At 64.4% G+C, this 22,955-nt stretch carries 22 protein-coding genes and 1 pseudogene; 16 read left to right on the top strand and 7 right to left on the bottom strand.

From position 1 onward, the window contains the following. Positions 1 to 114 precede the first annotated feature (114 nt). The 7 genes from RCH21_RS16305 (at position 115) to RCH21_RS16275 (ending at position 7,136) form a co-directional block, all read left to right on the top strand. Positions 115 to 423, top strand: a complete 309-nt coding sequence (locus RCH21_RS16305; protein WP_326965268.1) for a hypothetical protein — start codon at positions 115 to 117, stop codon at positions 421 to 423. Beyond that, the gene (locus RCH21_RS16300) at positions 420 to 1,763 is read left to right on the top strand and encodes a hypothetical protein (RefSeq protein ID WP_326965267.1); all 1,344 of its coding nucleotides are present in this window, start codon (positions 420 to 422) and stop codon (positions 1,761 to 1,763) included. The genes RCH21_RS16305 and RCH21_RS16300 overlap by 4 nt, the downstream gene beginning before the upstream one ends. Then, positions 1,747 to 2,907 carry a histidinol-phosphate transaminase gene (locus tag RCH21_RS16295; protein WP_326965266.1) on the top strand — a complete coding sequence of 387 codons (1,161 nt, stop codon included), beginning with the start codon at positions 1,747 to 1,749 and terminating at the stop codon, positions 2,905 to 2,907. The genes RCH21_RS16300 and RCH21_RS16295 overlap by 17 nt, the downstream gene beginning before the upstream one ends. Before the next feature lie 135 nt (positions 2,908 to 3,042). Beyond that, the gene (pdhA, locus tag RCH21_RS16290; protein WP_326965265.1) at positions 3,043 to 4,263 is read left to right on the top strand and encodes a pyruvate dehydrogenase (acetyl-transferring) E1 component subunit alpha; all 1,221 of its coding nucleotides are present in this window, start codon (positions 3,043 to 3,045) and stop codon (positions 4,261 to 4,263) included. Continuing rightward, positions 4,263 to 5,237, top strand: coding sequence for an alpha-ketoacid dehydrogenase subunit beta (locus tag RCH21_RS16285; RefSeq protein ID WP_326965264.1), 975 nt, complete (start codon positions 4,263 to 4,265; stop codon positions 5,235 to 5,237). Before pdhA ends, RCH21_RS16285 begins: the two co-directional genes overlap by 1 nt. Before the next feature lie 9 nt (positions 5,238 to 5,246). Next, positions 5,247 to 6,905 (top strand): dihydrolipoamide acetyltransferase family protein, encoded by a 1,659-nt coding sequence (locus RCH21_RS16280; RefSeq protein ID WP_326965263.1) that lies wholly within the window; start codon positions 5,247 to 5,249, stop codon positions 6,903 to 6,905. Between the two features lie 9 nt (positions 6,906 to 6,914). Next, the gene (locus RCH21_RS16275) at positions 6,915 to 7,136 is read left to right on the top strand and encodes a hypothetical protein (RefSeq protein ID WP_326965262.1); all 222 of its coding nucleotides are present in this window, start codon (positions 6,915 to 6,917) and stop codon (positions 7,134 to 7,136) included. Between the two features lie 24 nt (positions 7,137 to 7,160). On the opposite strand, the gene RCH21_RS16270 is transcribed toward RCH21_RS16275, so the two are convergent. Further along, the gene (locus RCH21_RS16270) at positions 7,161 to 8,453 is read right to left on the bottom strand and encodes an aminotransferase-like domain-containing protein (protein WP_326965300.1); all 1,293 of its coding nucleotides are present in this window, start codon (positions 8,451 to 8,453) and stop codon (positions 7,161 to 7,163) included. A gap of 61 nt (positions 8,454 to 8,514) precedes the next feature. Next, on the bottom strand, positions 8,515 to 9,483 hold the full coding sequence (locus tag RCH21_RS16265; RefSeq protein ID WP_326965261.1) for a helix-turn-helix transcriptional regulator: 969 nt from the start codon (positions 9,481 to 9,483) through the stop codon (positions 8,515 to 8,517). A 362-nt stretch (positions 9,484 to 9,845) separates the two neighbouring features. On the opposite strand from RCH21_RS16265, the gene RCH21_RS16260 reads away from it, so the two are divergent. From RCH21_RS16260 to RCH21_RS16240, 5 genes are all read left to right on the top strand, one after another. Then, entirely contained in the window at positions 9,846 to 9,986 is a 141-nt protein-coding gene (locus tag RCH21_RS16260) for a hypothetical protein (RefSeq protein WP_326965260.1), read from the top strand. Positions 9,987 to 10,074: 88 nt separating this feature from the next. Beyond that, positions 10,075 to 11,046, top strand: a complete 972-nt coding sequence (locus RCH21_RS16255) for a lantibiotic dehydratase C-terminal domain-containing protein (RefSeq protein ID WP_326965259.1) — start codon at positions 10,075 to 10,077, stop codon at positions 11,044 to 11,046. A gap of 43 nt (positions 11,047 to 11,089) precedes the next feature. Beyond that, positions 11,090 to 11,281 (top strand): hypothetical protein, encoded by a 192-nt coding sequence (locus RCH21_RS16250; protein WP_120149748.1) that lies wholly within the window; start codon positions 11,090 to 11,092, stop codon positions 11,279 to 11,281. 102 nt (positions 11,282 to 11,383) lie between these two features. Next, positions 11,384 to 11,875, top strand: coding sequence for a universal stress protein (locus tag RCH21_RS16245; protein WP_326965258.1), 492 nt, complete (start codon positions 11,384 to 11,386; stop codon positions 11,873 to 11,875). Continuing rightward, positions 11,872 to 12,723 carry a universal stress protein gene (locus RCH21_RS16240; RefSeq protein WP_326965257.1) on the top strand — a complete coding sequence of 284 codons (852 nt, stop codon included), beginning with the start codon at positions 11,872 to 11,874 and terminating at the stop codon, positions 12,721 to 12,723. Before RCH21_RS16245 ends, RCH21_RS16240 begins: the two co-directional genes overlap by 4 nt. A 72-nt stretch (positions 12,724 to 12,795) precedes the next feature. On the opposite strand, the gene RCH21_RS16235 is transcribed toward RCH21_RS16240, so the two are convergent. Beyond that, positions 12,796 to 14,301, bottom strand: coding sequence for a helix-turn-helix domain-containing protein (locus tag RCH21_RS16235; protein WP_326965256.1), 1,506 nt, complete (start codon positions 14,299 to 14,301; stop codon positions 12,796 to 12,798). A gap of 166 nt (positions 14,302 to 14,467) precedes the next feature. Between RCH21_RS16235 and RCH21_RS16230 the strand changes: the two genes are divergently transcribed. Genes RCH21_RS16230 through RCH21_RS16220 form a run of 3 tightly spaced genes read left to right on the top strand, consistent with a single transcriptional unit; the run spans position 14,468 to position 17,357 of the window. Then, positions 14,468 to 15,511 (top strand): amidohydrolase family protein, encoded by a 1,044-nt coding sequence (locus tag RCH21_RS16230; protein WP_326965255.1) that lies wholly within the window; start codon positions 14,468 to 14,470, stop codon positions 15,509 to 15,511. Then, positions 15,511 to 16,326: an iron-sulfur cluster assembly protein gene (locus RCH21_RS16225; protein ID WP_326965254.1), complete on the top strand. Its 816-nt coding sequence runs from the start codon at positions 15,511 to 15,513 to the stop codon at positions 16,324 to 16,326. The genes RCH21_RS16230 and RCH21_RS16225 overlap by 1 nt, the downstream gene beginning before the upstream one ends. A gap of 5 nt (positions 16,327 to 16,331) precedes the next feature. Beyond that, complete coding sequence (locus RCH21_RS16220) at positions 16,332 to 17,357, top strand: NAD(P)-dependent alcohol dehydrogenase (protein ID WP_442784734.1); 1,026 nt, start codon at positions 16,332 to 16,334, stop codon at positions 17,355 to 17,357. 961 nt (positions 17,358 to 18,318) lie between these two features. Here the strand turns inward: RCH21_RS16220 and hxlA are convergent. From hxlA to RCH21_RS16200, 4 genes are all read right to left on the bottom strand, one after another. Then, complete coding sequence (gene hxlA, locus RCH21_RS16215; RefSeq protein ID WP_326965252.1) at positions 18,319 to 18,942, bottom strand: 3-hexulose-6-phosphate synthase; 624 nt, start codon at positions 18,940 to 18,942, stop codon at positions 18,319 to 18,321. Positions 18,943 to 18,997: 55 nt separating this feature from the next. Further along, positions 18,998 to 19,594, bottom strand: coding sequence for a 6-phospho-3-hexuloisomerase (gene hxlB, locus RCH21_RS16210; RefSeq protein WP_442784733.1), 597 nt, complete (start codon positions 19,592 to 19,594; stop codon positions 18,998 to 19,000). A gap of 356 nt (positions 19,595 to 19,950) precedes the next feature. Then, positions 19,951 to 20,694, bottom strand: coding sequence for an IclR family transcriptional regulator (locus tag RCH21_RS16205; protein ID WP_326965250.1), 744 nt, complete (start codon positions 20,692 to 20,694; stop codon positions 19,951 to 19,953). Beyond that, the gene (locus RCH21_RS16200) at positions 20,694 to 22,163 is read right to left on the bottom strand and encodes an APC family permease (protein WP_326965249.1); all 1,470 of its coding nucleotides are present in this window, start codon (positions 22,161 to 22,163) and stop codon (positions 20,694 to 20,696) included. The genes RCH21_RS16205 and RCH21_RS16200 overlap by 1 nt, the downstream gene beginning before the upstream one ends. A 514-nt stretch (positions 22,164 to 22,677) precedes the next feature. On the opposite strand from RCH21_RS16200, the pseudogene RCH21_RS16195 reads away from it, so the two are divergent. Further along, positions 22,678 to 22,955, top strand: a pseudogene (locus RCH21_RS16195) (primary-amine oxidase); the annotation flags it as partial.

Raw genomic sequence — 22,955 nt, 5'->3', positions numbered from 1 at the left:
ATTTCACGGAGCCGGCCCGGCACGGCACGTCGTGTCCACATACCCGCCCGCCGGGCCGCCCGCCAGAGGCCGTCCTCCTAGCGTGGAGGGAACAGGCGGAGACGGGGTGTGGCGATGGACGGTCGATGGGGCGCGGGAACCGAGTGCGTGCCGGGAGGTCCTGCGAGCGAGGAGATCACCGCGATGGCGGCGGCCCTCAGGAGGCATGCGGGGAAGCTCGCGGACATCCGGCGGCACGCACTGTCCGTCGCCCTTCTCTCCTGGGATTCCCCCGCAGGTGGCAACTTCCGTACGTACCTTTCCGAACGCTGCACCGAGCTTTCGGGCAGCATCAGCCTGCTGGAGTCCGCCGCACAGGACCTCGGTGACTACGGTCATCTCGTCCGCGAGGCCGAGGCGCTGCATCGGGCGGTGGGACTGTGACGGACCGGCTCCGGCCCGAGAGGCCCGACGACGGTTCGCTGGACATCCGCGGGGGAGTCGGAGGAATCCGGTTCCAGTGGGACGAACTGGACCACGCCGCTCGGGTACTCGCCCTCCTCTCGGCAGACACGGCCGACGTCGCCACGGCCCTCGGTCACCTGGACGCTGATGTGGCGGAACTGCCATGGCGCATCATGCACCTTCGGCCGACCGGAGGCGTAGCCGGGCCGTATTACCAGGCTGCGCGGGCCCAGCTGGGTTCCGCGTGGTCGTCCGCGGCCGAGAACGGCCGGTCGCTGGCGACGACGGAGGAACGACTCCGAGCGAGCCTGCGTGCCTACCGTCTGGCTGATACCGCCGCGGTCGCGGCGACGGAGGCTGCACGCAGCGGAACCGGTGCGACGGCGCGGGCACTGGCCCGCGGGGCGATAATCGGCGGTGCCCTGCAGGTAGGACCGATCGACCTCCGTGGCGCGTCCCTCGGTGCCGGCGGCTCCCACACTTCCGGCGCAGGCTCCTCCCTCGGGGCCGTGGTGGCGTTCGACGGGACGGTCGAGGGCGTGGTGGAGCGCCTCGCCGCCGTGGAGGCCGAGGGAGCAGGGACCTTCGAGGTGTTGCGGCTGGGTACCGACGCGGACCCCGTGTACATGGTGGTGCTCCCCGGCACCCAGACGGGACTGGTCGATGGTGTGGCCGGCAGCAACCCCTTCGATGCCGGCGGTGTCGCGGAGGCCCTCGCCGAGGACAGCCGGTACACGGAGGCCGCTGTGCTGGAAGCTCTCGCACAAGCCGGTGCTCGGCAAGGAGACGCGCTGATGCTCGCGGGCTACAGCCAGGGTGGGATGCACGCCGTGAACCTCGCTGGTTCTGGCGGGCTCGGCGGGCAGTACGACGTCCAACTGGTCCTGACGGTCGGGTCGCCGACGGGATGGCAGAAGACAAACAGCGGCGAGTACCTGCACCTCGAGCACGCAGCCGACGCGGTGCCAGGACTCGACTCGTCACCGAACGGCGACGACCGCCACCGGACGACCGTCACGCTGACCCATCCGGTGCCACCCCTCGGTCAGGCGGCGGACGGCTCGCCGGAACCCTGGGGACTGGGACCGGCACACAAGCTGAAGAACTACGCGGAAGGCGCGAGGCTCGTGGATGCCAGCAGTGCACCGTCCCTCGTCCCGGCCACCGCCCTTCTCGCAACGGCCGGCGCCCGTGGAACCGCCCACCGCTCCACCTTCACGGCACTACGGCGCGTACATCCGAAGGTCAAACCGGGGCCCGGAGCCACGCCCCCTCCGGCGGGAGCCGGTCTAGGCTATGGCCATGACTTCGATCGATGACCTCCGGGCCATACCCCCCGCCGAAACCTCCGAAACCGAGGGCAGCTCACCGGGTCTCCGCCCACGTGGCGTCCTCGGAAAGCTTCCGCGCTACGCAGCGGGCAAGCCGCCCGTCATGGTGGACGGCCTGGAGAGTTTCAAGCTGTCCTCGAATGAGAACCCCCTTCCGCCCCTTCCTGCAGTGCTCGCGGCCATCGCCTCCGAGACCTCGATCAACAGATATCCCGATCCCATGACGACCGCACTGCGGACCGAACTCGCGGCTTACCTCGGCGTGCCTGCGACCGACATCGTGACCGGGGCGGGCAGCCTCGGGGCTCTGAACCAGATCCTCGCCACCTTCGCCGGGCAGAACGATTTCGATGCACCCGACGAGGTGGTCTATGCGTGGCGGTCCTTCGAGGCCTACCCCATCAGCGTCGGGCTCGCCGGCGCTGCGGGCATTCAGGTACCGGTCCGGGCGGACGGCACCCACGATCTCGAAGCGATGGCCGCCGCGATCACCGACAGGACCCGCGTGGTCCTGCTCTGCACGCCCAACAACCCCACGGGGCCCATCCTCACGCGGGACGAGGTCGTCGATTTCCTCGCGGAGGTGCCCTCCCACGTCGTCGTCGTGATCGATGAGGCCTACCAGGAGTTCGTCCGTCGGCCCGACGCCGTCAACGGGATCGAGCTCTACCGCGACTACGGGAACGTCATCGTGCTGCGGACGTTCTCGAAGGCCCACGGCCTGGCCGGCCTCCGGGTGGGCTACTCCGTCTCGCAGCCGTCGCTCACGGAACACCTCCGGGTCAGCGCCGTTCCGTTCGCCGTCTCGCAGATCGCCGAGCATGCCGCCGTCACATCGCTGCGACACATCGATGAGGTCGAGGCCCGCGTGCAGCTGATCGTCGACGAGCGCACGCGCGTGGTCGAGGGTCTGCGCGGCCTGGGCTGGAAGGTCCCGAAGGCAGAGGGCAACTTCGTCTGGCTGGCACTCGGCGATCACACGCAGGACTTCGCGGCGAGAGCCGGAGAGCATGCATTGTCCGTCCGCGCTTTCGGGTCCGAAGGCGTCCGCGTATCCATTGGTGAGGAGACCGCCAACACGCGCTTCCTGGAGCTGTGCGGAGAATACACCCACCGACCCGCTGGCCTTTGAGTCCGTCTCGAATAGGCCTGCGCGCCCCTGCTGACTAGTCTTGGTCAGTATGTCGCCCGGAGATATGTTCTTCGGTGTATGACTTACGGCAAACATTCCGTAAGAGGTATGTATAGGGTCGGGTAAGGAGCAGGGATGAACGCCAGTCGCTTGCCGGCAGCGGAGTTCGAGGCAGAGGAAGTACTGCGCGCCGCGCACACCGCCGATGTCGGCCGGGACCAGGAGCCCGGTGGGGAGATGATTCAGGTCCTCTCCTCGGATGGCTCGATGGCCGGTGGCATGGTGGCCGAGGTCGCCGGAAGCACCGTCGATTTCGCTCCGTACCTGTCGGCGACGGACGCCCCGCACCTCCGCTCGCTCTACCGCGACATGTTTCTCATCCGGCGCTTCGACCAGGAGTCCACCGCGCTGCAGCGCCAGGGCCAGCTCGCCCTGTGGGTTCCGCTCACGGGCCAGGAAGCTGCGCAGATCGGTTCCGGCCGCGCCCTTCAGGCTCAGGACTATGCCTTCCCCACGTACCGCGAGCACGGTGTCGCACTGACACGAGGCGTCCGGTTCGACGAGATCCTTCGCCTGTTCCGGGGCGTGACCAACGGCGGCTGGGACCCTCGCGAGCGGAACTTCCATCTGTACACACTGGTGCTGGCGGCGCAGTCCCTCCACGCGGTCGGCTACGCGATGGGAATGCAACGTGACCAGCTGACAGACCCGTCCCTTCCGCAGGGGGTGTCCGTCGCCTACTTCGGTGACGGCGCCAGTTCCGAGGGTGATATCCACGAATCGATGGTGTTCGCCGCATCCTTCGACGCGCCGGTCGTCTTCTTCTGCCAGAACAACCAGTGGGCTATCTCGGTCCCGTCCTCCGTTCAGACGAAGGTGCCGCTGGCGAAGCGAGCCGAAGGCTACGGGTTCCCGGGGGTACGCGTGGACGGCAATGACGTCGTCGCCGTCGAGGCCGTCATGCGATGGGCGCTCGAACATGCGCGAACGGGGAAGGGGCCGGTGCTGATCGAGGCCTACACCTACCGCATGAGTGCACACACCACGGCGGACGATCCGACGAAGTACCGATTGTCGCGGGACGAGCAGGAATGGCAGACCCGTGACCCGCTCGCACGCCTCGAGGCCTACCTCCGCACAGCGGGCCTGGCGGACGAGTCGTTCTTCGAGGAGCTGGGTGCCGAAGCCCGCTCCATGGCCACGGACCTGCGTGAGGCCGTGCTGTCCATGACCGCGCCGGATCTCGAAAGCCGCTTCGCGGCCGTCTACGCGGAACCGCATCCGCTCGTCCAGGAGGAGCTGCGCTTCTTCCAGCAGTACGAGGCCGGATTCGCCGACGAAGGGAAGCACGCCTGATGGCGACGATGACCATCGCGAAGGCGATCAACGAGGGATTACGTGCCTCGCTCGCACATGATCCGAAGACCCTGCTGATGGGCGAGGACATCGGCGAGCTCGGAGGCGTCTACCGCGTGACGGACGGGCTGAAGAAGGAGTTCGGGGCCATGCGCGTCGTCGACACCCCTCTGGCCGAATCCGGCATCATCGGCACCGCGATCGGCCTGGCGCTGCGCGGCTACCGGCCCATCTGCGAGATCCAGTTCGATGGCTTCGTCTTCCCCGGATTCAATCAGATCACCACCCAGCTGGCGAAGCTCCGCACCCGCAGTGACGGCATGCTCAGTGCCCCTGTGGTCATCCGGATCCCCTATGGCGGCGGGATCGGCAGCGTCGAGCACCACTCGGAGTCGCCCGAGGCGCTCTTCGCCCACACCGCGGGCCTGCGGATCATCACTCCGTCGAATCCTCAGGACGCCTACTGGATGATCCAGCAGGCCGTCACCTGCGAGGACCCGGTGATCGTCTTCGAGCCCAAGCGCCGTTACTGGCTCAAGGGCGACGTGGACACGAGGACTCCGGCGGCCGATCCGTTCACAGCCCAGGTTCTCCGCAGGGGGAGCGACGCCACCGTCGTGGCCTACGGACCGCTGGTGCCAGTCGCACTCGCGGCGGCGGCTGCCGCCGCGGAGGACGGCCGGAGCATCGAGGTCATAGACCTTCGCTCCATCTCGCCGATCGACTTCGACACCGTCACCGCATCGGTGACCCGCACCGGTCGCCTGATCGTCGCGCACGAGGCTCCGACCTTCGGCGGCCTCGGCGGCGAGATCGCAGCGCGAATCTCCGAGCGGGCGTTCCTGTCCCTCGAGGCACCCGTCATCCGCGTGGGCGGCTTCCACATGCCGTACCCGGTGGCACGTGTGGAGGAGCAGTACCTGCCGGACATCGACCGCATCCTCGAGGCACTCGACCGTGCCTTCGCTTACTGAAGGACCATCATGACGCTCAAGACGTTCAATCTGCCCGACGTCGGTGAAGGCCTCACCGAGGCAGAGATCGTGCAGTGGAAGGTGGCGCCCGGCGCAACGGTGTCCGTCAATGACATCATCTGCGAGATCGAGACCGCGAAGTCGCTCGTCGAGCTCTCCTCGCCGTACGCGGGAACGGTCTCCGAGTTGCTCGTACCCGAGGGCGAGACGATCGAGGTCGGCACGCCGATCATCTCCGTGGAGGACGCATCCGTCTCCGGATCCGGGAATGAACACGACGGCGCCGGCCCGGGTGTCACCACGCCGCAGGACACGAGCGGTCATGGCTCCGGTGGAACCGCATGGCCCCCGGCTCCGGGCGCGAACCATGACCGGTCCGCTGCCGGATCCTCGTCGCCCGACCAGGATCCTGTTTCGGTGCCCGAGATGCCGGGAGAAATCGCCGGCCCTCGTGTAGGAAACAGCCACGCCCGAGAGGCTGCGGCTCCTGGTGCAGCGCCGGCGGAACCCACACCGGGTCCCCTTGTCGGGACGGGCCCCAAGGCAGACGCGGTGAGGCGTCGCCCGCGGAAGCCGCAGGCCGCCCCTGTGTCCGGTGCGCACGTCGGGTCACAGCAGGGCCACGAGGCAGCTACTCACCTCGACGAGCAGCAGGCCGGCGACGCCGGTGGGCCGGAGCCGGCTCCTCAGGCGGCCGCCGGGAAAGCCCGCCCGGAATCGGGCACCGCTCCTGCGCAGTCCGAGGGGACGGCGTCGCAGGCCCGGGTCAACCCGCTCAACCAGCTGATCAACCGCGTGTTGGCGAAGCCGCCGGTCCGTAAGGCCGCCCGGGACCTTGGGATCAACCTGGCCGACGTGCCGGCCACGGGTTCTGCCGGTGAGGTGACGAAGCAGGACCTCATGAGCTACCAGTCCCAGCGCGACGCCGAGCAGGATGGTGCCGACTCGTTCTGGACCGACCGCAAGCTGCTGGGTGGTGGCCGCATCGAGCGCATCCCGGTCAGGGGCGTCCGCAAGGCCACGGCGAAGGCGATGGTGCAGAGCGCGTTCACGGCGCCACATGTCAGCATCTTCGTGGATGTCGATGCGTCGCGGACCATGGAGTTCGTCAAGCGACTCAAGGCTTCCCGCGATTTCGAGGGCATCAAGGTCTCGCCGTTGCTCATCCTCGCGAAAGCCGTCATCTGGGCGGCCGCGCGGAACCCCTCCGTCAACGCCACCTGGTCCGACGACGAGATTCTCGTCAAGCACTTCATGAATCTCGGCATCGCGGCCGCAACTCCGCGCGGCCTCATGGTGCCCAATATCAAGGACGCTCAGTACCTCTCGCTGAAGGAGCTCGCGCTGGCACTGAACGACCTGGCGACGACGGCCCGGGCAGGCAAGACACAGCCCGCCCAGATGCAGGGCGGAACCCTGACCATCACCAACATCGGCGCCCTCGGCATCGACACGGGAACGCCGATCATCAATCCGGGCGAGGTGGCGATCGTGGCGTTCGGCACCATCAAGCAGAAGCCCTGGGTGCTCGACGGCGAGGTCATTCCCCGCTGGATCACGACGCTCGGCGGCTCCTTCGACCACCGGGTCGTCGACGGCGACCTCAGCGCGCGCTTCATGGCCGACGTCGCCTCCATCCTCGAGGAGCCCGCACTGCTGCTCGACTAGGGTTGGCCCATGAACCAGCAGCTGCCGGGTGAGGACCCGGGCCGCCGACCGCGACCCAGGTACCCCCTGAGCAGGCTCCTGCTGGTGGTGGTGATCGGCTTCATCGCGTCCAGTTTGCTGCAGGTGGCTTTTCCAGGCCTGGACACCATCGCGCGGCTGTCCATCCTCGTGATCGTCGCAGCCCTGATCTCCATCGCGGTGACGATGCGGCAGCAGAAGGGCCCGCCCTAGGTTCTGAGGCCGGCCGCTTCCTTCCTACACCCGGTTATCATCCATCGCCGTGCGGAGGATTGGAGCCAGGCGACGGACACCTTCGACGATGTCCTCGGGAGACACGGCGCTGAACGCCAGCCGGAGTTTGTTCGACGGCTCGTCCGACGGCGTGAACGCGGCACCGGGAATGAAGACGACGCCGGCGTCGATGGCCTTGTAGAGCAGCGGGTAGGTGTCGATGCCCTCCGGAAGGGTCACCCAGACGAAGAACCCACCGTCGGGGGTCGTCCAGTGCACGCCGTCGGGCAACTCCTCGGCGAGCGCGCCGAGCATGGCGTCGCACCGCTCCCTATAAAGGCTGCGCATCGAATGCAGGTGTCCCCGCCAGTCGTACTCGGTGAGGTAGGCGGTCACGAGCATCTGTGTCAGCGGCGACGGACACAGCACCACGGCCTCGCAGGCGAGGTAGAACCGGCGGTGGAGGTGCCTGGGCACCAGTGCCCAGCCGAGCCGCACGCCCGGGGCGAAGATCTTCGAGAAGGACCCGAGGTAGATGACGTCATCGGGGTTGTCCGCACGCATCGGTTTGAGGGGCTCCCCGTCGAAGCGCAGCATGCCGTAAGGGTTGTCCTCGAGGACCAGGATGGTGTGGGTGCGGCAGATCTCGACGACGCGCTGCCGACGATCTGCGGGCATCGTGATGCCGCTCGGATTGTTGAAGCTGGGGATCGTATAGAGCAGCTTGATCGCGCGGCCCTGCGCCTCCAGTTCGACGATGATCCGCTCGAGCTCCTCCGGGATCAGGCCGAGGTCGTCCATCGGGATGGTCACGACGTCGACCTCGTAGGCCTCGAAGGTGTTCAGGGCGCCGACGTAGGTGGGATCCTCGCAGAGGATCACGTCACCCGGGTTGCAGAAGACCTTTGCGGCTACGTCCTGGGCGGACTGCGAACCTGTGGTGATCACGATGTCATCGGGGCTCGCCCCCTCGATGCCCTCGGCTGCCATCACCTCGCACACGAGCCGACGGAGTTCCTCCATGCCCTGTCCGCCGCCGTACTGCAGGGCCTCGAGCCCGTGCTCGGCGATGATCTTCTGCGCGGTGCGGCCCAGGTCCTCCAGGGGAAGAGATTTGAGGTAGGGGCTGCCGCCCGCGAGGGACACGAGGCCCGGACGGATGGAAATGTCGAAGACATCGCGCACCGCGGACTGCTTGATGTTGGCCGCCCTCAGCGAGAAGAGCTGATCGTGGCGATTGGCGGAATCGACGGCGCGTTCGAGGGCGGCTTCGGTCTCGGCGGGCAGGAGGTCGGCGGAGGTTTCGCTGGAGGACATCACGCCCAGAGTCTAAACGCGGGTTGACTAACAGGCAACAGTTGTTCACCAAAAGCGCCGATTACACCCAGCCGGCCTCGCGCGCCTTGAGAGCAGCCTGGAAACGACTATCCGCGTGGAGCGTGTCGAGCATCCATGCGATGTGCCGTCGGCAGGTCCTCACGTTGATGTCCAGGCGCCGGGCGATCGACTCGTCGGACAGACCGTTGGCGAGGCCATGGATGATCGATCGCTGCATGCTGCTGAGCGGTGACACCACCGCGTCCGGAGCGAGGAACGGCTGGCTGATCTCCCAGGCGATGTCGAAGAGATGGGTGAAGATGTTGATGAGGCTGTGGTCGCGGATCACCAGGGCGGCCTTGTCCTCGCGCGTGAGCTGGCGTCCCACCAGAGCCAGCTTGTCGTCGAAGATCAGCATGCGCAGGGGGATGAAGGGAAGGACACCGAATTCACCGCCGCCGGCGGCGATGGTCTCGACAGCCTTGCGTGTGGGAACGTGGTCGCGGGTACTCGTGTCGTACAGGGTCCGGCGGCGTACGCCCTTCTCCAGCAGCTCGAGGTCCTTCCGGACGCTCTCCTCGTGGACGTCCGCCGTCGAACCCTGCCCCGGCTGCGCGATGTAGACCTTCTCCGTGACGTCGCGGCCGTAGTCGATGAGAACCCGGTGGATGAGGTGCGGGTCTTCGAGTGTCTCGACCGATGTGCTGGCCAGGACGTGCTTGCGGGCATCGAGGAAGGTGGGGAGGAGGCTCGACAGCTCACGCCGCTGGCCACTGATCCGGGCTTTGAGTTCCTGCATCGCGCGCTCGTCCGCGTCCACCAGATCGGCGAGGGCGACGTCCGGCGATACAGCGACGAGCCCATTCTCACTGCTGGCCTGTGGGCTGAGGAGACGGCGCTCCGAAAGCTTCCCGATGGCCTCATCGATGCGGCGCAGCGTCAGGCCGAGTGCCTCCGAGACCTCGGAGCGGCTCCAGCCCGGGTGTCCTACCGCATACCGGTAGACCTCGAGCGACGTCGCGTCCAGCATGAGCTCTCCCTGTCCCGTCCCATGGCGTGGGCACCGATCACGTATGAAAACATGACATGTCCAGTTAATGACACACCACCCCGACTAGCAACTCCTAGGTGCTGCCACGTCGCGGAATCCCCGCCGTTCCGGCGATCAGGGGTACCCCGAGCAGACTATCGTCCGCCCGGGCCACAGGGCGGCGTCCGTTTCGCGTCATGTCCGTAAACGGTCACCCGTACTGCTGGACATTACCCTCTGGTCACCGCGAGTCTGAGGGGGCCGGTTCACAGGAGTCCCGCGAGGAGCTCCGAAGAAACGGGCACTGCGGACAGCCGTGCGGAACAGCGGGACCTCCCGGAGACGGGCAAGGAAGGATCGTCATGAAAAAGGTACTCGGCGCGACTGCAGGCCTGTTGATCCTGATCGGAGCCGTGGTGCCGGCAGGTCAATCCGTCAGCGCAGCAAGCTGGGACTGGCCCAAGGCGTCGGTCACGGCGAGCAGCTGGGATTGGCCCAAGTAGAAGAACCTGCGGCGACGGACTAGAGCCCGGGCGCCGCAACCAGAGCCCGCCCCAGCGGGGGTGATCACAGACCCTGAAGGGAAGAGCCATGAGTCAGCTGACAGTCGCCCGAACCGCCTCACGGACGGTCGTCAGCACTCAATGGTGGCATCTTTCCCTCTCGACGGGTGGCTTCGATGTAGCGGACGGCATCATTGAAGAGCTGGTTACCCCGCTGGTGGCGCAGGCACAGGCGCTCGGCGCCAAGCGCTGGTACTTCACCCGCTGTGAGGACGCATCCACGGGGGTCGTGAGCCAGATCAGGCTCAGCATCCATGCACATCCCCGGGTCCTCGAGCGGCTCCGGGCATTCCAGCGGGCACTTCAGGTGCGCAGCGCTCGGAACCTGCCGTTGCTCGTGGTCCGGCAGCACTACACGGCCCCGGCGAGCAACACGTACTACTCCGGTGGCCAGGAGATGGCGGATCCCCACCTCGAAGCGAACCTCGTGAAGTACGGCGGAGTCGAAGGCCTCCATCTCGCAGAAGAAGTCTTCGAGCTCAGCTCGGAACTCGCGGTCTGGGCTAACCAGCGCTTCCCCCGCATGCAGAGCCGCTCGGCACTCGGTGCCCTGATCCTCTTCGACGCCGCCCACAGCATGATGCGCGGGCCCCGTTCCGCCGGTTGGCAGGATCGCCGCCGCCTCACCTGGGACTTCTACTGGGACAGCCACCTCCGGACCTGCACCGCCGACGTCGGGCCGCGTGCCGCCGGAGTCCGCGAGGCCATGACCGCCCAGGTCGCTTCGAAGGCCATGGGCTTTCATGCCCTCATGGCAGCGACGGCGTCCGAATCGGCCGTGCACAACTGGCGACGGCGCTGGTTCCGCGCGCTCGATACGTACCTCTACCGCGCTGACAAGGTCCGGGTCAGTCGCAGCGCCCAGCACCTGACCGTCTACCAGGCGCACATGACGCTCAACCGCCTCGGTTTCGTGGCGCGGGAAGAGGCCGCCCTCGGGCTCTACGCGCGGTCTTGGAAACCACAGGCAGGCCTCATCACCGCAACGCGAAGTGCCTGATCGGCTACGGCCGGACAGGACCCATCGAGCGAAGGACTGCACCATGAACGCCAGGAATACCATCGTGCTAGCCGTGGACCAGAGTGACCTCACGGAGGCGTTGGGCTGTACTTCGGAGGTGGTCGAGTCCATGCAGGACAACGGTGTGCTCGAGTCGCAGGGTCAGTTGTGGGAGATCGGACCGGCGCGGGACTACCTGCGCGACGCCGCATGGGCGGACCACCACTGGCACTGAGCAGAACATGCGGGCCGCAGGCGGGACCTAGTGCCCTAGCCGTACAGCGTTACCCACGCAAACATCGAAGGAGCAGCATCTCCTGCCAGCGAAGGATCCTTCATGGAAACCACTCCTACACGGGGACAACGAGTCATCATCGTAGGTGTCGACGGTTCCTGTTCCTCTGTTGCAGCGCTGCGACTCGCAGCCAGCCTGATGCCCCTCGCCGGAGACAGGATCGACGCCCTCGCTGCCTGGCAGCACCCGCTCGTATTCGGCCCCTCCACGCCGTTGGAAGATGACTACGAGGAACTCGCCGGCCAGGCCCTGGATCAGGCAGTCACCGATGCTTTTCCTACTGGGGCTCCGTGTGTCGTCACGCAACGGGTGCGTCATGGACTCGCAACCGAGATCCTCATCGAGGAAAGCAGGCAAGCATTGATGGTCGTCCTCGGCTCCCGCGGTCGCGGGGGATTCAACGGGTTGCTCCTCGGATCGGTGAGCTCCGCTGTCGTTGAGAGAGCCGAATGCCCGGTTCTCGTCTCTCATGGAGCCGTGCAACTGCCGGGAGGTGCGGCAATCGCTGTGCCGACGGTCGGAGCCTCGGTATGACCGCGTCCAGCGTCTCCCCAGCCGTGGCCAAACCGGTCGTGGCCGGCTATGACGGCTCCGACGGCTCACGACGGGCGGTCCTGTGGGCAGCCCATCATGCGGCGGCGGCAGGGCTTGCGCTCGTCGTCGTGCACTGCTGGTCCTGGCCGTTCTTCACCCACGACCTCGGCCCTGTACCCGACGTGCGGGACAGCGGTCTGCAGCGCGCAGCGGAAAAGATCGCAGCCGAGGGCCTGGCCCTCGCGCAGCAGGCCGAACCGGAAGTCGACGTCAGCAATCGGCTTCTCGTCGGATTCCCCACGGAAGTACTCACGAGACTGTCCGTCGAAGCTGCCATGCTCGTGACCGGCACACGGGGGCTCGGTGGTTTCGGGGGCCTCCTCGTCGGATCGGTCAGCCTCCATCTCGCAGCCACGGCTTCCTGTCCCATCGCAGTGATCCGGAATGACCAGCCCGACGACGGCGAAGTCCTGGTCGCCGTCGATGGCTCGCCGGAAAGCGACCGGGCCGTCACGACGTCAGCTGATCTCGCAGAGACCCTCGATGCTTCTCTGCACATTCTGCATGTCCGCCCGTACAGCCGGCACGCAGCCGCACGGCTTCCGGACCTGGACCGCGATCCCGTCATCCAGCAGGCGCTGAATCTCCTGCCGGCCAATGCCGACCTCACCGTCATCGAAGATTCCTTCGCGGAGCCCTCGGTGGCCGGGGTCATCCTGCATCACGCAAGTCGCGCTGTCTGTGTGGTGCTCGGCGCCAAGGGAAACAACACACTCGGTGCCCGCCTCGGATCCACGGTGCACGCGGTGCTGCATCACGCCCAGGGCAACGTCCTCGTCGTGCGTTGAGTCGCGACAGCCTCGGGCCCCCATCGATGATCCGGCGCAGCCCTCGGCCGGTCACGAGGGCTGCCCGTCAGGTCAGGAGCGGCGCGGATCAAGTCCCAGCTTGGCAAGCCGTCGATAGATCGTGGCCCGGCTGATACCCAGTTCGACAGCGGCAGCCGCGACAGACATCCCGGGCTGAGCCAGGGTCCTCACTATTTCGTCGCGTTCGAACTTCTCGATCCGGGTCAGCTTCTGTGTGCAGCGACTCAGCAGCCCGGGGGGAAGATGCCGAACGTCGATCGTCTCCGTGACGAGCGCGGCGGCATGCACCACCTCGACCAGTTCATCGACGTTCCCGGGCCAATCATGGTCCGTTAGAGCCCGTTCGGCTGCCGGGGTGAAGTCGAGATCGCGCAGTCTGGTCTGTCGTGCAGCGTATCTCGCGAGAGGCATCACATCACTCGGTCTTTCGCGAAGCGAAGGTACGGGTACGACGGTTTCCACGGACTCCCGCAGGGGTTGCGGCACGTGATCGAGCTGTTCAGCGGAGAAGGCCCAAGGGAGGGACGGAGCTGCTCCGGGGGCTCGCGGAGAGGAACTGAGGATGTTCCTCGCGTGGGCAGCGAGTTCGTGGGCAGCCCACGCGGGAAGGAAGTCAGCGTTCTCGATGATGATGGCAGTGTCCGACTTCGACAGTTCGGGCGTCCACAGGGCGAGCCATGCGTCGACCATCTCCGGGGACGGGACGGTCGCGCAGAGGATTCGGCTGGCCGGATGCGCCTGCCGAAGGGCCTGCCCGAGCAGCGTTGCTCGTCCACTTCCATGTTCCCCGATGGCTGCAACCGCGTTCCCTCGGGCCAGCGTCGCCGTTGCTTGTTCGAGGGCTGCGGTCCAGGGTGCGGACATGGCGCGCATCGTGCCTGCTGCGGGCTCGAGGCGTGGCCTTCGCACGCGGAATACTCCTCCTTGTGGCTTGGCGGGTGCAGCGCGCCCCTGTGATCGGCTGAACATGAGGGTCGAGGTATTGGTGGCCGCGGACTGGGCAAGGGCCAGAAGGAGTCCGGGGGAGGTCTTGGACCAGGTGGTGATGTTGATGCTTCCCTCCAGGTGACCGGTGACAGGGTCCATCACCGGCACCGCCGCGCAGGTGTAGGTTCGGAGGCTGGCACTGTAGTGCTCTTCGGCGCGGACCAAGGTAGGAACCCGGTCCGCCAGGGCAAGACCGAGACCGTTTGTTCCCGCTTCCCGCTCGGAGAAGGCGAAGCCGGGGGCGAGGTGAACGCGATCCAGTGCCCGCAAGAGGGAGGAGTCCCCGCTGAAGCGGTTGAGGACAAGTCCTTCGGCGTCGGTCAGCATGAGGCTGAGTGGTTCGTTCGACAAGGTCTGGTGAAGGCCTGCCAACACTTCCTGTCCACACTGGTAGAACAACGAATCATCGGGCACCTCGCCGGCCCAGGCAGGTTCGACGATCTCTGGCGATACCCCGTACTCCTGGCTTCTCTGCCAGGACGCCAGAAGGCGACGAGTACTGGAGGAGACTCCGCCCCCGCTGGATTCCTCCATCGTGGCAGTGAGTGACTTTTCGTGGTTCGGCTTCATTGCCGACCTCCTTGAAGGTGATCATCCGACGATAGCTTGTGCGTTGCGTCTTTGGCCGACCCCGTGTCTCAAATTGAGACGCCGATCAGGGTGGCTGCGCTGAAAAGGCGCATAGTGTCGTTCTCCATCACGACTACGGCAGTCGTGATGGAGATGGAGATCAGGCATGTACACCAAAGACGGAGAGAACTATTTCATCGTTGACGCTCACATTGCCCTGTGGGACGCCCGCCCTGAAAACCAACGCAACATCCATGGCAAGCAGTTCATCGACTGCTTCTACGACTACCACCGCAACCTCTCACCCGCCGAACAGCTGTGGACCTACGAGGAATACCTGTATCAGGGCGGGCAGCGCCTGATGAAGGACATCTTCGAGTACGGCTACGTCGATCACGCGATCTTCCAGCCCGCGTATCTCGGGGAGTTCTACAAGAACGGGTTCGGACAGATCGAGGAGTCCTACGCCCTGGCCGCGGCCCATCCGACCCAACTCACTTACAACCACTGCTTCGACCCGCGCAACGGCGAGGCCGGTCTGGACCAGTTGCGCGCGGATCACGAGCGCATGAACTTCAAGGGCGTCAAGCTCTACACCGCCGAATGGAACGGCGACTCGCGCGGCTACAAGCTCTCCGACCCCTGGACCTACCGCTACTTCGAGGAATGCCGGAAGCTCGGCGTGAAGAACATTCACGTCCACAAGGGTCCTACGATCCGCCCCCTGGACCGGGATGCCTTCGATGTCTCCGACGTGGACCACGCGGCCACCGATTTCACCGACCTGAACTTCGTGGTCGAGCACGTCGGGCTGCCTCGCCTGGAGGATTTCTGCTGGATCGCCACGCAGGAGCCGAATGTGCACGGCGGTCTCGCCGTCGCCATGCCCTTCATGCACACCCGGCCCCGTTACTTCGCGCAGATCATCGGTGAACTCATCTACTGGATCGGCGAGGACCGCATCCAGTTCTCCAGTGACTACGCCCTGTGGACGCCGAGATGGCTGATCGAAGCGTTCGTGGACTTCCAGATTCCCGAGGACATGACCGAGTACGCCCCGCTCACCATCGACCAGAAGAAGAAGATCCTCGGCCTCAACGCCGCCAAGATGTACGACATCCCGGTACCCGAAGCCTTACGGCTGCCTGACGCCGAAGAGACCGCGACGGGCCCGCGCCAGCCCGACCGTGCGGACCTGGCGGGCGTCTGATGACTGACGTCCAGACCCTGCCGGCACCTTGCGCTGCCCTTCTCGAGTGTGAGGACGTCCGGCACGCCCTGCACGCCGTCCTGGATCCCGAGCTCGATGAACCGATCACCGATCTGGGATTCGTGCGGTCCATCGACGTGACCCGGGGTGTCGGAGGCCTGGTCGTCAGCGTGCACCTACGTCTCCCGACGTCGTTCTGTTCACCCAACTTCGCTTATCTGATGGCATCCGACAGCAAGGACGCCATCGCGGCCATGGAAGGGGTCGAGAAAGTCGTCGTGGAGTTGGACGACCACCACGACTCGGACCTGATCAATGCCGGACTCGCGGCCGACGCCGGCTACCGGGGAACGTTCCGCCACGAAGCCGAAGACAGCCTCGACGAGTTGCGGTGGACCTTCCGGAAGAAAGCACACACCGCAGCGATGGAACGCTGCCTGACGGAACTTCTCCGCGCCGACCGGGACCTCGCAGAAACCGATGTCGGTGGCATCCGATTGGCGAACCTTTCGGCTGGGCGCAGCAAGGCGGCTCTCCTGCGCCGACGGGAAACGCTCGGGCTGCCCACGCATCCGAATGCCGTCGTCCTGGTCGACCATGAAGGGCACACCTACGCGCCGGAGGCCGTGCCCATGGCATTGCGTAGGGCCAGGTCGACCCGGATTTCCATCGACGGCAACGCCCACTTCTGCCGGGGCCTGTTGCGCACCCGCTATGCAGGATCCGAGGCGGACCAGAGCAACCGCCCCGAAGGCGCCGAACCCACCAGTCACCACACCCTGCTCCCAGTAGCAGTCAAGGAGATCCACCCGTGAGCACTATGCGAGCCGTCCAGGTCGTCGGTTACCACCAGGACCTGAAGATGACAGAGGCACCCATGCCGGAAGTGTCCGGGCCGTGGGATGTCATTGTTCGAATCGGCGGTGCCGGTGTCTGCCGGACCGACCTTCACATCCTCGAGGGGCAATGGGCGGAGAAGTCGCAGGTCCAACTGCCCTACACGATCGGTCATGAGAACGCAGGCTGGGTCCATGCCATCGGGACCGCAGTGACGAACGTGGAGGTCGGCGACAAAGTGATCCTCCACCCACTCGTGACCTGTGGGCTCTGCCGCGCCTGCCGTTCCGGCGATGATGTGCACTGCGAGACCAGTAAGTTTCCCGGAATCGACATTCACGGCGGATACGCCGAGTACCTGCTGACCTCCGCCCGCTCGGTCGTGAGAATCGATGATGCGCTCGAACCCGCTGATGTCGCCGCTCTCGCCGACGCCGGCCTCACCGCCTACCACGCAGCAGCGAAAGCAGCCAAAAGACTCACGCCCAGGGACACCTGCGTGGTGATCGGAGCAGGCGGCCTCGGACACATTGGGATCCAGGTCCTCAAAGCACTCACGCCCAGCCGCATCGTCGTCGTCGACCGCAACCCCGCCGCCCTCGAACTCGCGAAAAGCATCGGAGCCGACGAAGGCGTCTTGGCCGACGGGACACAGGTCCAGCGAGTCCTCGAACTCACCGGAGGCCACGGCGCCGAGGTGCTCATCGACTTCGTGGGAGAAGGCGGGGCAACGTCCGAAGGGATCGCCATGACCCGACAGGCCGGGGATTACTTCGTCGTCGGCTACGGAGAGAACATCAACGTACCCACCATCGACCTGGTCTCCTCGGAAATCAACATCATCGGCAACCTCGTCGGCAGCTACAACGACCTGCAGGACCTCATGGCCCTTGCCGCCCGAGGATCAGTCACGTTGCATACGCAGAAATACGCCCTCGATGACTTCCAGTCGGCGATCGACGACCTCGACGCCGGCAAGGTGCGTGGGCGCGCGATTCTCGTTCCCTGACCTGCTGCGCAGTAAGCAGTGGTAGACCGATAGACGTCCACTCGCTGGAACTGCGCTGGCGCGATTGGGCTTGGGACGTGTTGTGGGACACGCATTGCCTGCCCTCGATGCCGTCCGCGTCCAATCGTCACAGCTGCTGTGGAGAAAGTCATCGAGGCACATACCCTGTTGTCCGGCCTCGGATTCGAATCAGGGGTCTGGCAGCAGCGCACGCCATTCGTAACGGACTACCCGCAGCACCGCATTCGCACGGGTTGGCTCACGGGCAGAAGGTCAACGTCGGGTCACTGACGTAACCCGTCCTGGAAGGGTGCTCCAACGAGTGACATCCGTAACTTCATCGAGTTCGCGACCCGCGTCGGTCTGCCCCCGCCACTTTGACGGAAGTGGGCCTATCCGTGGATGACACGCATGAACTCGAGCTCGTTGCTGACGCCGCTACAGTCCCCGGAGAAACCATGCACGCCATGCCCTTCGATATGCGGGTGTTGCGCCAGGCTCAGGTGACTGCTCACCGAAGTGTTATCCGGTGTCGTGACGACTACGGGAGATATTGCTCCCGCGTCTCTCCGAACGGAACCGTGTCGCTGAGCGCGAGCGTGTACCGGCGATGATTATGGCGAGTGACTACGATGCCTGCAGATCGTTGTCGCGCTGCGATTCCTCGGAGCGTTGCTTCTGCATCATCGAGCATCTCCTGAAGCTGACCAGGTTCGGTAACGAGGACTTCCACCTGGTCGAGGCACTGTACGCCCATGGTGATCACATTCCTTTCCATTTTCTTCGTCTCACCCTCGACGCGAGGTGGGGTAGGTCCTAGTTCGCGAAAGGTGTGCTTGGTCCGCACACGCGGACCCTGGAAGTTGTACCGCTCTCGATGACGCTGAACGAATTGTGGTGGATTCGGGAATGGCGTCCCGGGCTTTTCTCCAAGCCCGGGACGCCACCATCATTCGAAGGGTTAGGCGATGGCGTCGCGGAGTTCCTTGGCTGCCAGGGCTGGGTCGGCGGCGCTGTAGATCGCGCCTCCGGCAACAGCTACCTCGGCGCCGGCCTTCTGGACGTCTCCGATGGTGGCAACCTTCACGCCGCCCGCTACGGAGAACGGAACACGGGCCTCTGCGCCGGCGCTGAGGAGTCCCTTCAGGTCGAAGCCGGGCTTGGCCTGCTCGTCCAGACCAGCGTGCATCTCGACGAACTTCGCACCCAGGGCGCGAACTTCCTTGGCGCGCGTGACCTTGTCCTCTACGCCGATGAGGTCGACGACGACGCCCTTGTTGTGGGCCTTGGCGGCCTTGACGGCACCAGCGATGGTGGAGTCATCGGCGGTTCCGAGGACGGTCATCAGGTCAGCGCCGGCCTTGAACGCGATGTCTGCTTCGAGCTCTCCAGCGTCCATGGTCTTCATGTCAGCGAAGACGATCTTGTCCGGGTGGGCTTCCTTGATGGCAGTGACGACGGAGAGTCCGGCGGCCTTGATCAGGGGGGTGCCGAGTTCGATGATGTCGACGTACTCGGCGACTTTGCCTGCCAGTTCGAGGGCGTCTTCGGTGGTGAGCAGATCGATGGCTACTTGGAGCTTCATGGTGTTGTTCTCTTTCTGTTGGGAACTGCGGTAAGTGGAAGAGGAAAGGCCTTGGTTACTCGAGGTTCGCGTGCCTGAGCCAGAGCTTTTCGGCCGGCTCGTCAGTGTTGTCCCATAGGGACTGGAAGATGGCCTCGGTGGCCAGGAACAGTACCTGTTCGAAGAGGGACCCCGCGTACTGACGGGACACGCTGGTGCCGTGGTCGGTCTTCTGGGCGGCAGGGATGATCACCACGACGTCGGCGAGCTTTGCGAGCGGAGACTCGGCGTTGGTGGTGAACGCTGCAATGCGTGCTCCGGCCTTCGCCGCTGTCTCAGCGGATTTGACTACTCCTGAGGTCGTACCCGAGCCGGAAGCTACGAGAAGCAGGTCCTCGGAACCGATTGCCGGGGTGGTGGTATCACCGGCGACATGGACGGACAGTCCCAGGTGCATCAGCCTCATGGCAGCCATGCGGAGGGCGAGGCCGCTTCGGCCCGCTCCGGCGACGAACACCTGGCCTGGCTGGCGGAGATGAGCCGCCAGTGCGGCCAACTCCTGCTCGTTGATCTTGGCCGCCGTGTCCACGATCTCGTCCCTTATGAGGGTGAGATTACGACCAATGTCATCTGCCGTGGTGGGTGCGATAGTCGTCTCATCTGCTGTCACAATTCATCCCCTTTGATTTGGTCGTCCGCCCTGAGGGGCGCACGAACGTTTTGTGGTTGATATCCATCATGGTGAGCCGAATGGGCAGGGGTAACACTGTTTTCTGACGGTTTTCCCTACACTTAAGGATTGGCGCGGACTCCAGCCTGCCGAGGACTATCCCGATGATCGGAATCACCTCTCGGTCCTGGCGGTACGTGCGCGCTGACGCCTGTGGATATCGTGTGCTGCCGTTCAGATGTGATCGTCGGGTCCGCGCCACACCTCAACGGCACCGGGAAACGTAGGTGGATCGGACAATCGTTGTTGAGACGGGAACCTGTGAGGTTCTTACGGCGTCGCAAAGCGGCCTCTTGCGACTAGAACAAGAGTGGCGCTAGTCGCGACGCCATCTCACGGGCTGCTTCCGCATGGTCGCAGATGGCGGAAAACCGTTCTGAGGGACCTGTGAGGCAGACAGCCGCTTCAACGGTCCCGTGTGGGAGTTTCACCGGGATGGCAAGACAGGAGAACCCTTGTTCCAGTTCGTTGATGTCTACGGCTTGGCCTTCGGCCCGTACATGCGCGAATTGCTCCTCTAGTTGCCGCCTGTCGGTGATGGTGTGCGGCGTCAGCTTCATCAAAGGGCCCTTTGGAAAAGGGGGAGCCGAATCGCCGAGTTCAGCGAGCATGAGTTTCCCTGCAGCGGAGGCGTGTGGATGCCGGAGCATGTCGGATGCTGACTGCAGCGGATAATCCGGATCTTCGTCGGCAATTTTGAGAGATGCGTTGCGGAACAAGACGAGGTGTACGGCGAAGCGGTTTCCGCTTCGGAACTCTTCTATTGCAGAGCGAGCCGCGGTGGGAACGGTCGGTGGCACTGCGGCCATAATGAGGCCTGATATTGCGTGACCGAGCGCGAAACCGCGGAGGTCAGATGTGCGAACGAGGTATTCATCCGCAACGAGCGCGTTCACCATTCGGTAGACGGTCGCCGGCGGCATCTGCAGCGCGTCGGTAATCTCCTTCGCCGTCGTGCCGGTGCCGAACCGAGCCACGATTTCCAGAATCCTGAGCGAATTCGACGCCGTGCTGGGCCCCGAGTGCGCGGGTTTGTAGCCCATCAGCTGGGCCTTCCAAGAAACAGGTCCGAATCCTGGCTCTCGTCGTAGACGCCAACAGACGCCAGACGCTCAGGTAGGCGGAGATGCAGGACCAGGGCGTAGACAACGCTGGCGAGAAGGACACCGGCGTAGATGAGGGCATGCAGGTTACCTGTATCGGTTGATACTGTCGCGGCTTTCCACAGCACGAAACCGAGGGTCAGGGGCGTCACTATCCCAATGATCCAACTGGCGTAGGTATCCTCTCCTATTCGATGCAAGAAGAAGGGCAGGGAGGCACTGGCAAGAATATAGGTGCCGAGGTACCCGTAGGCGCCCAGGGTGAAGAAAAGCACGAGGCCCTGGTGCGGACTGATGCCGGAGAAGATAACCGCTATTGGGACTGCGGCCACGACCGGCATCACGACCATGATCGCCATCGAGGGCGTCCGATAGGAGGCGTGAGCTCGACCCATGATCCGTGGTGCAACGCCTTCTCTGCCCATGCAGAAAAGTACTCGGGCAAGAGCGCTCAGAGATGCGATGGCACAGGCGAACCAGGATGCTGCGATGCCGAGGTCAAGCACCGCGGCGAGTAGCGGGGAGGTTTGGGCAAACAGGTCGGATAACGGAGTGGAGCTGTCCCTGACGGATGTCGGAGCATCGTGAAGGGCTAGATCCTGAGTGATCGCGGCAAGAAGATACAGCGTGCCTGCCAATATAGGAGTCCACGTAATGGTCCGCGGGATGCTGATGAAGGGTTTTTGCGCCTCGCCTCCCAAGGTGGTAGCGCTTTCGAAACCAACAAAGGCACTGACTGCCACGACGATCCCGATCCATAAGACATCCTGGTCTCCCTCCCAGAGAAAGAAATTCTCAAAGTTCAGCGTCGGCGTGTTGAGCGCGAAGTAGGCAATCATGAGGGCTGTGAGGAGCCCTATTGCGAGGCACTCAACCATCAACGTGAACCAGGCAGAAATTTGAACTCCCCTGATCATGAGGAAACAAGCGAAAGCTGTCGCTGCAAGAATGACTAGGGCCATAAAGATTTTGGGGTCCGGAAGACTGATCCCGAGATTGATCATCATTTGAGCGGCATATATGCCTACGGCCAACAAACTGGCCATGGCTACGAGCCCGTATCCAAATATTGCTGACCAGCCGGCCGTGATGGCCGTCCGTTGTCCGAGTCCTTTGGCTGTGTAGCTGTAGAGGCCACTGACTGCGGCCATGCGCTTCGCCATAGGCCTGAGGCAGAAGGAGACCAGGATCATCACGGTCATGGCTGCTCCGAACGTCAGAACCAGGTTCGGAGAAGCGGAACCTGGGACGACGGTCGGATAGACGAGAGCCGGGATGACCGCCATGGCGCCGGCAGGTGCCACTGCAGCTACCGCTTGGGCGAAGACCGGCAGAAAAGCGAGCTTCCGGCGGCGCAAACCCTCCACCGGGGAGTGGGGCGTGATGAAGCGATCTCTGCGGGCGGACATCAAGAACCAGTTCTCCTTCGAACGGTAGGTGCACCTTGCTGACGAGGACGACAACGCAACGACCTGAGGCGCAGAACGGTAGCAGTCCCAGGCCCCGACCCGGGCAACTTCTGCCCTACAACATGTTTCCAACAGGTTTCCGATGTTTCCAACATGTTAACTGAGGTGAGAGGAATTGCTCCTGAATTTCTCAATGAAACTTCTGGAAAGGTCTCGCGTAGAGGGAAGTCCCTGACGTAGCGTTGTCCTATCAAAGGAACTGAGTGATCGGCATCACATCAGCAGTACTCGACACGGAGTTCAGCTGATTCTCCGCAGGAGGCGTGTGTCGGATTTCAGTCGATGCCTTTGTATACCCCACCAGGTTCGTCAGTCGAGTACTGACGCACGCCTATATGCGCATGCCGTGAACAGTTTCAACAATTGCATGTTCTGATCATCTTCGGCTTACCGGCATCTTCGGCTGTCAGGCCGCGAGGGACCTTCATTTGTATATGTATTCAAGGAGAGAACGATGAGTATCGACAGTGACGTCAACACCGTAGTTGGGGTGGAGTACCCCCTTGATCCGCTTTCCCGTGATGAGATTTCGCGTGCGGCTTCGATTCTGAAGGAGGGGCCGGCTGCGGCGGAGTCGTTCCGTTTCATCAGTATCGAGCTCCGTGAGCCGGCGAAGGATTTGCTGCGGGCCGGTGCCGAGACGGTGCGTGAGGCTGACGCGGTCCTGATCGATCGTGCCGAGGGGCGCTCTTATGAGGCGATCGTCGATCTTGATGCGGGCATCGTCTCGAC

Origin of the sequence: Arthrobacter sp. PL16 (genome assembly GCF_035985055.1) — a bacterium.
Lineage (GTDB): Bacteria > Actinomycetota > Actinomycetes > Actinomycetales > Micrococcaceae > Arthrobacter_D > Arthrobacter_D cheniae.
This window is presented reverse-complemented; position numbering and strand designations above follow the sequence as displayed.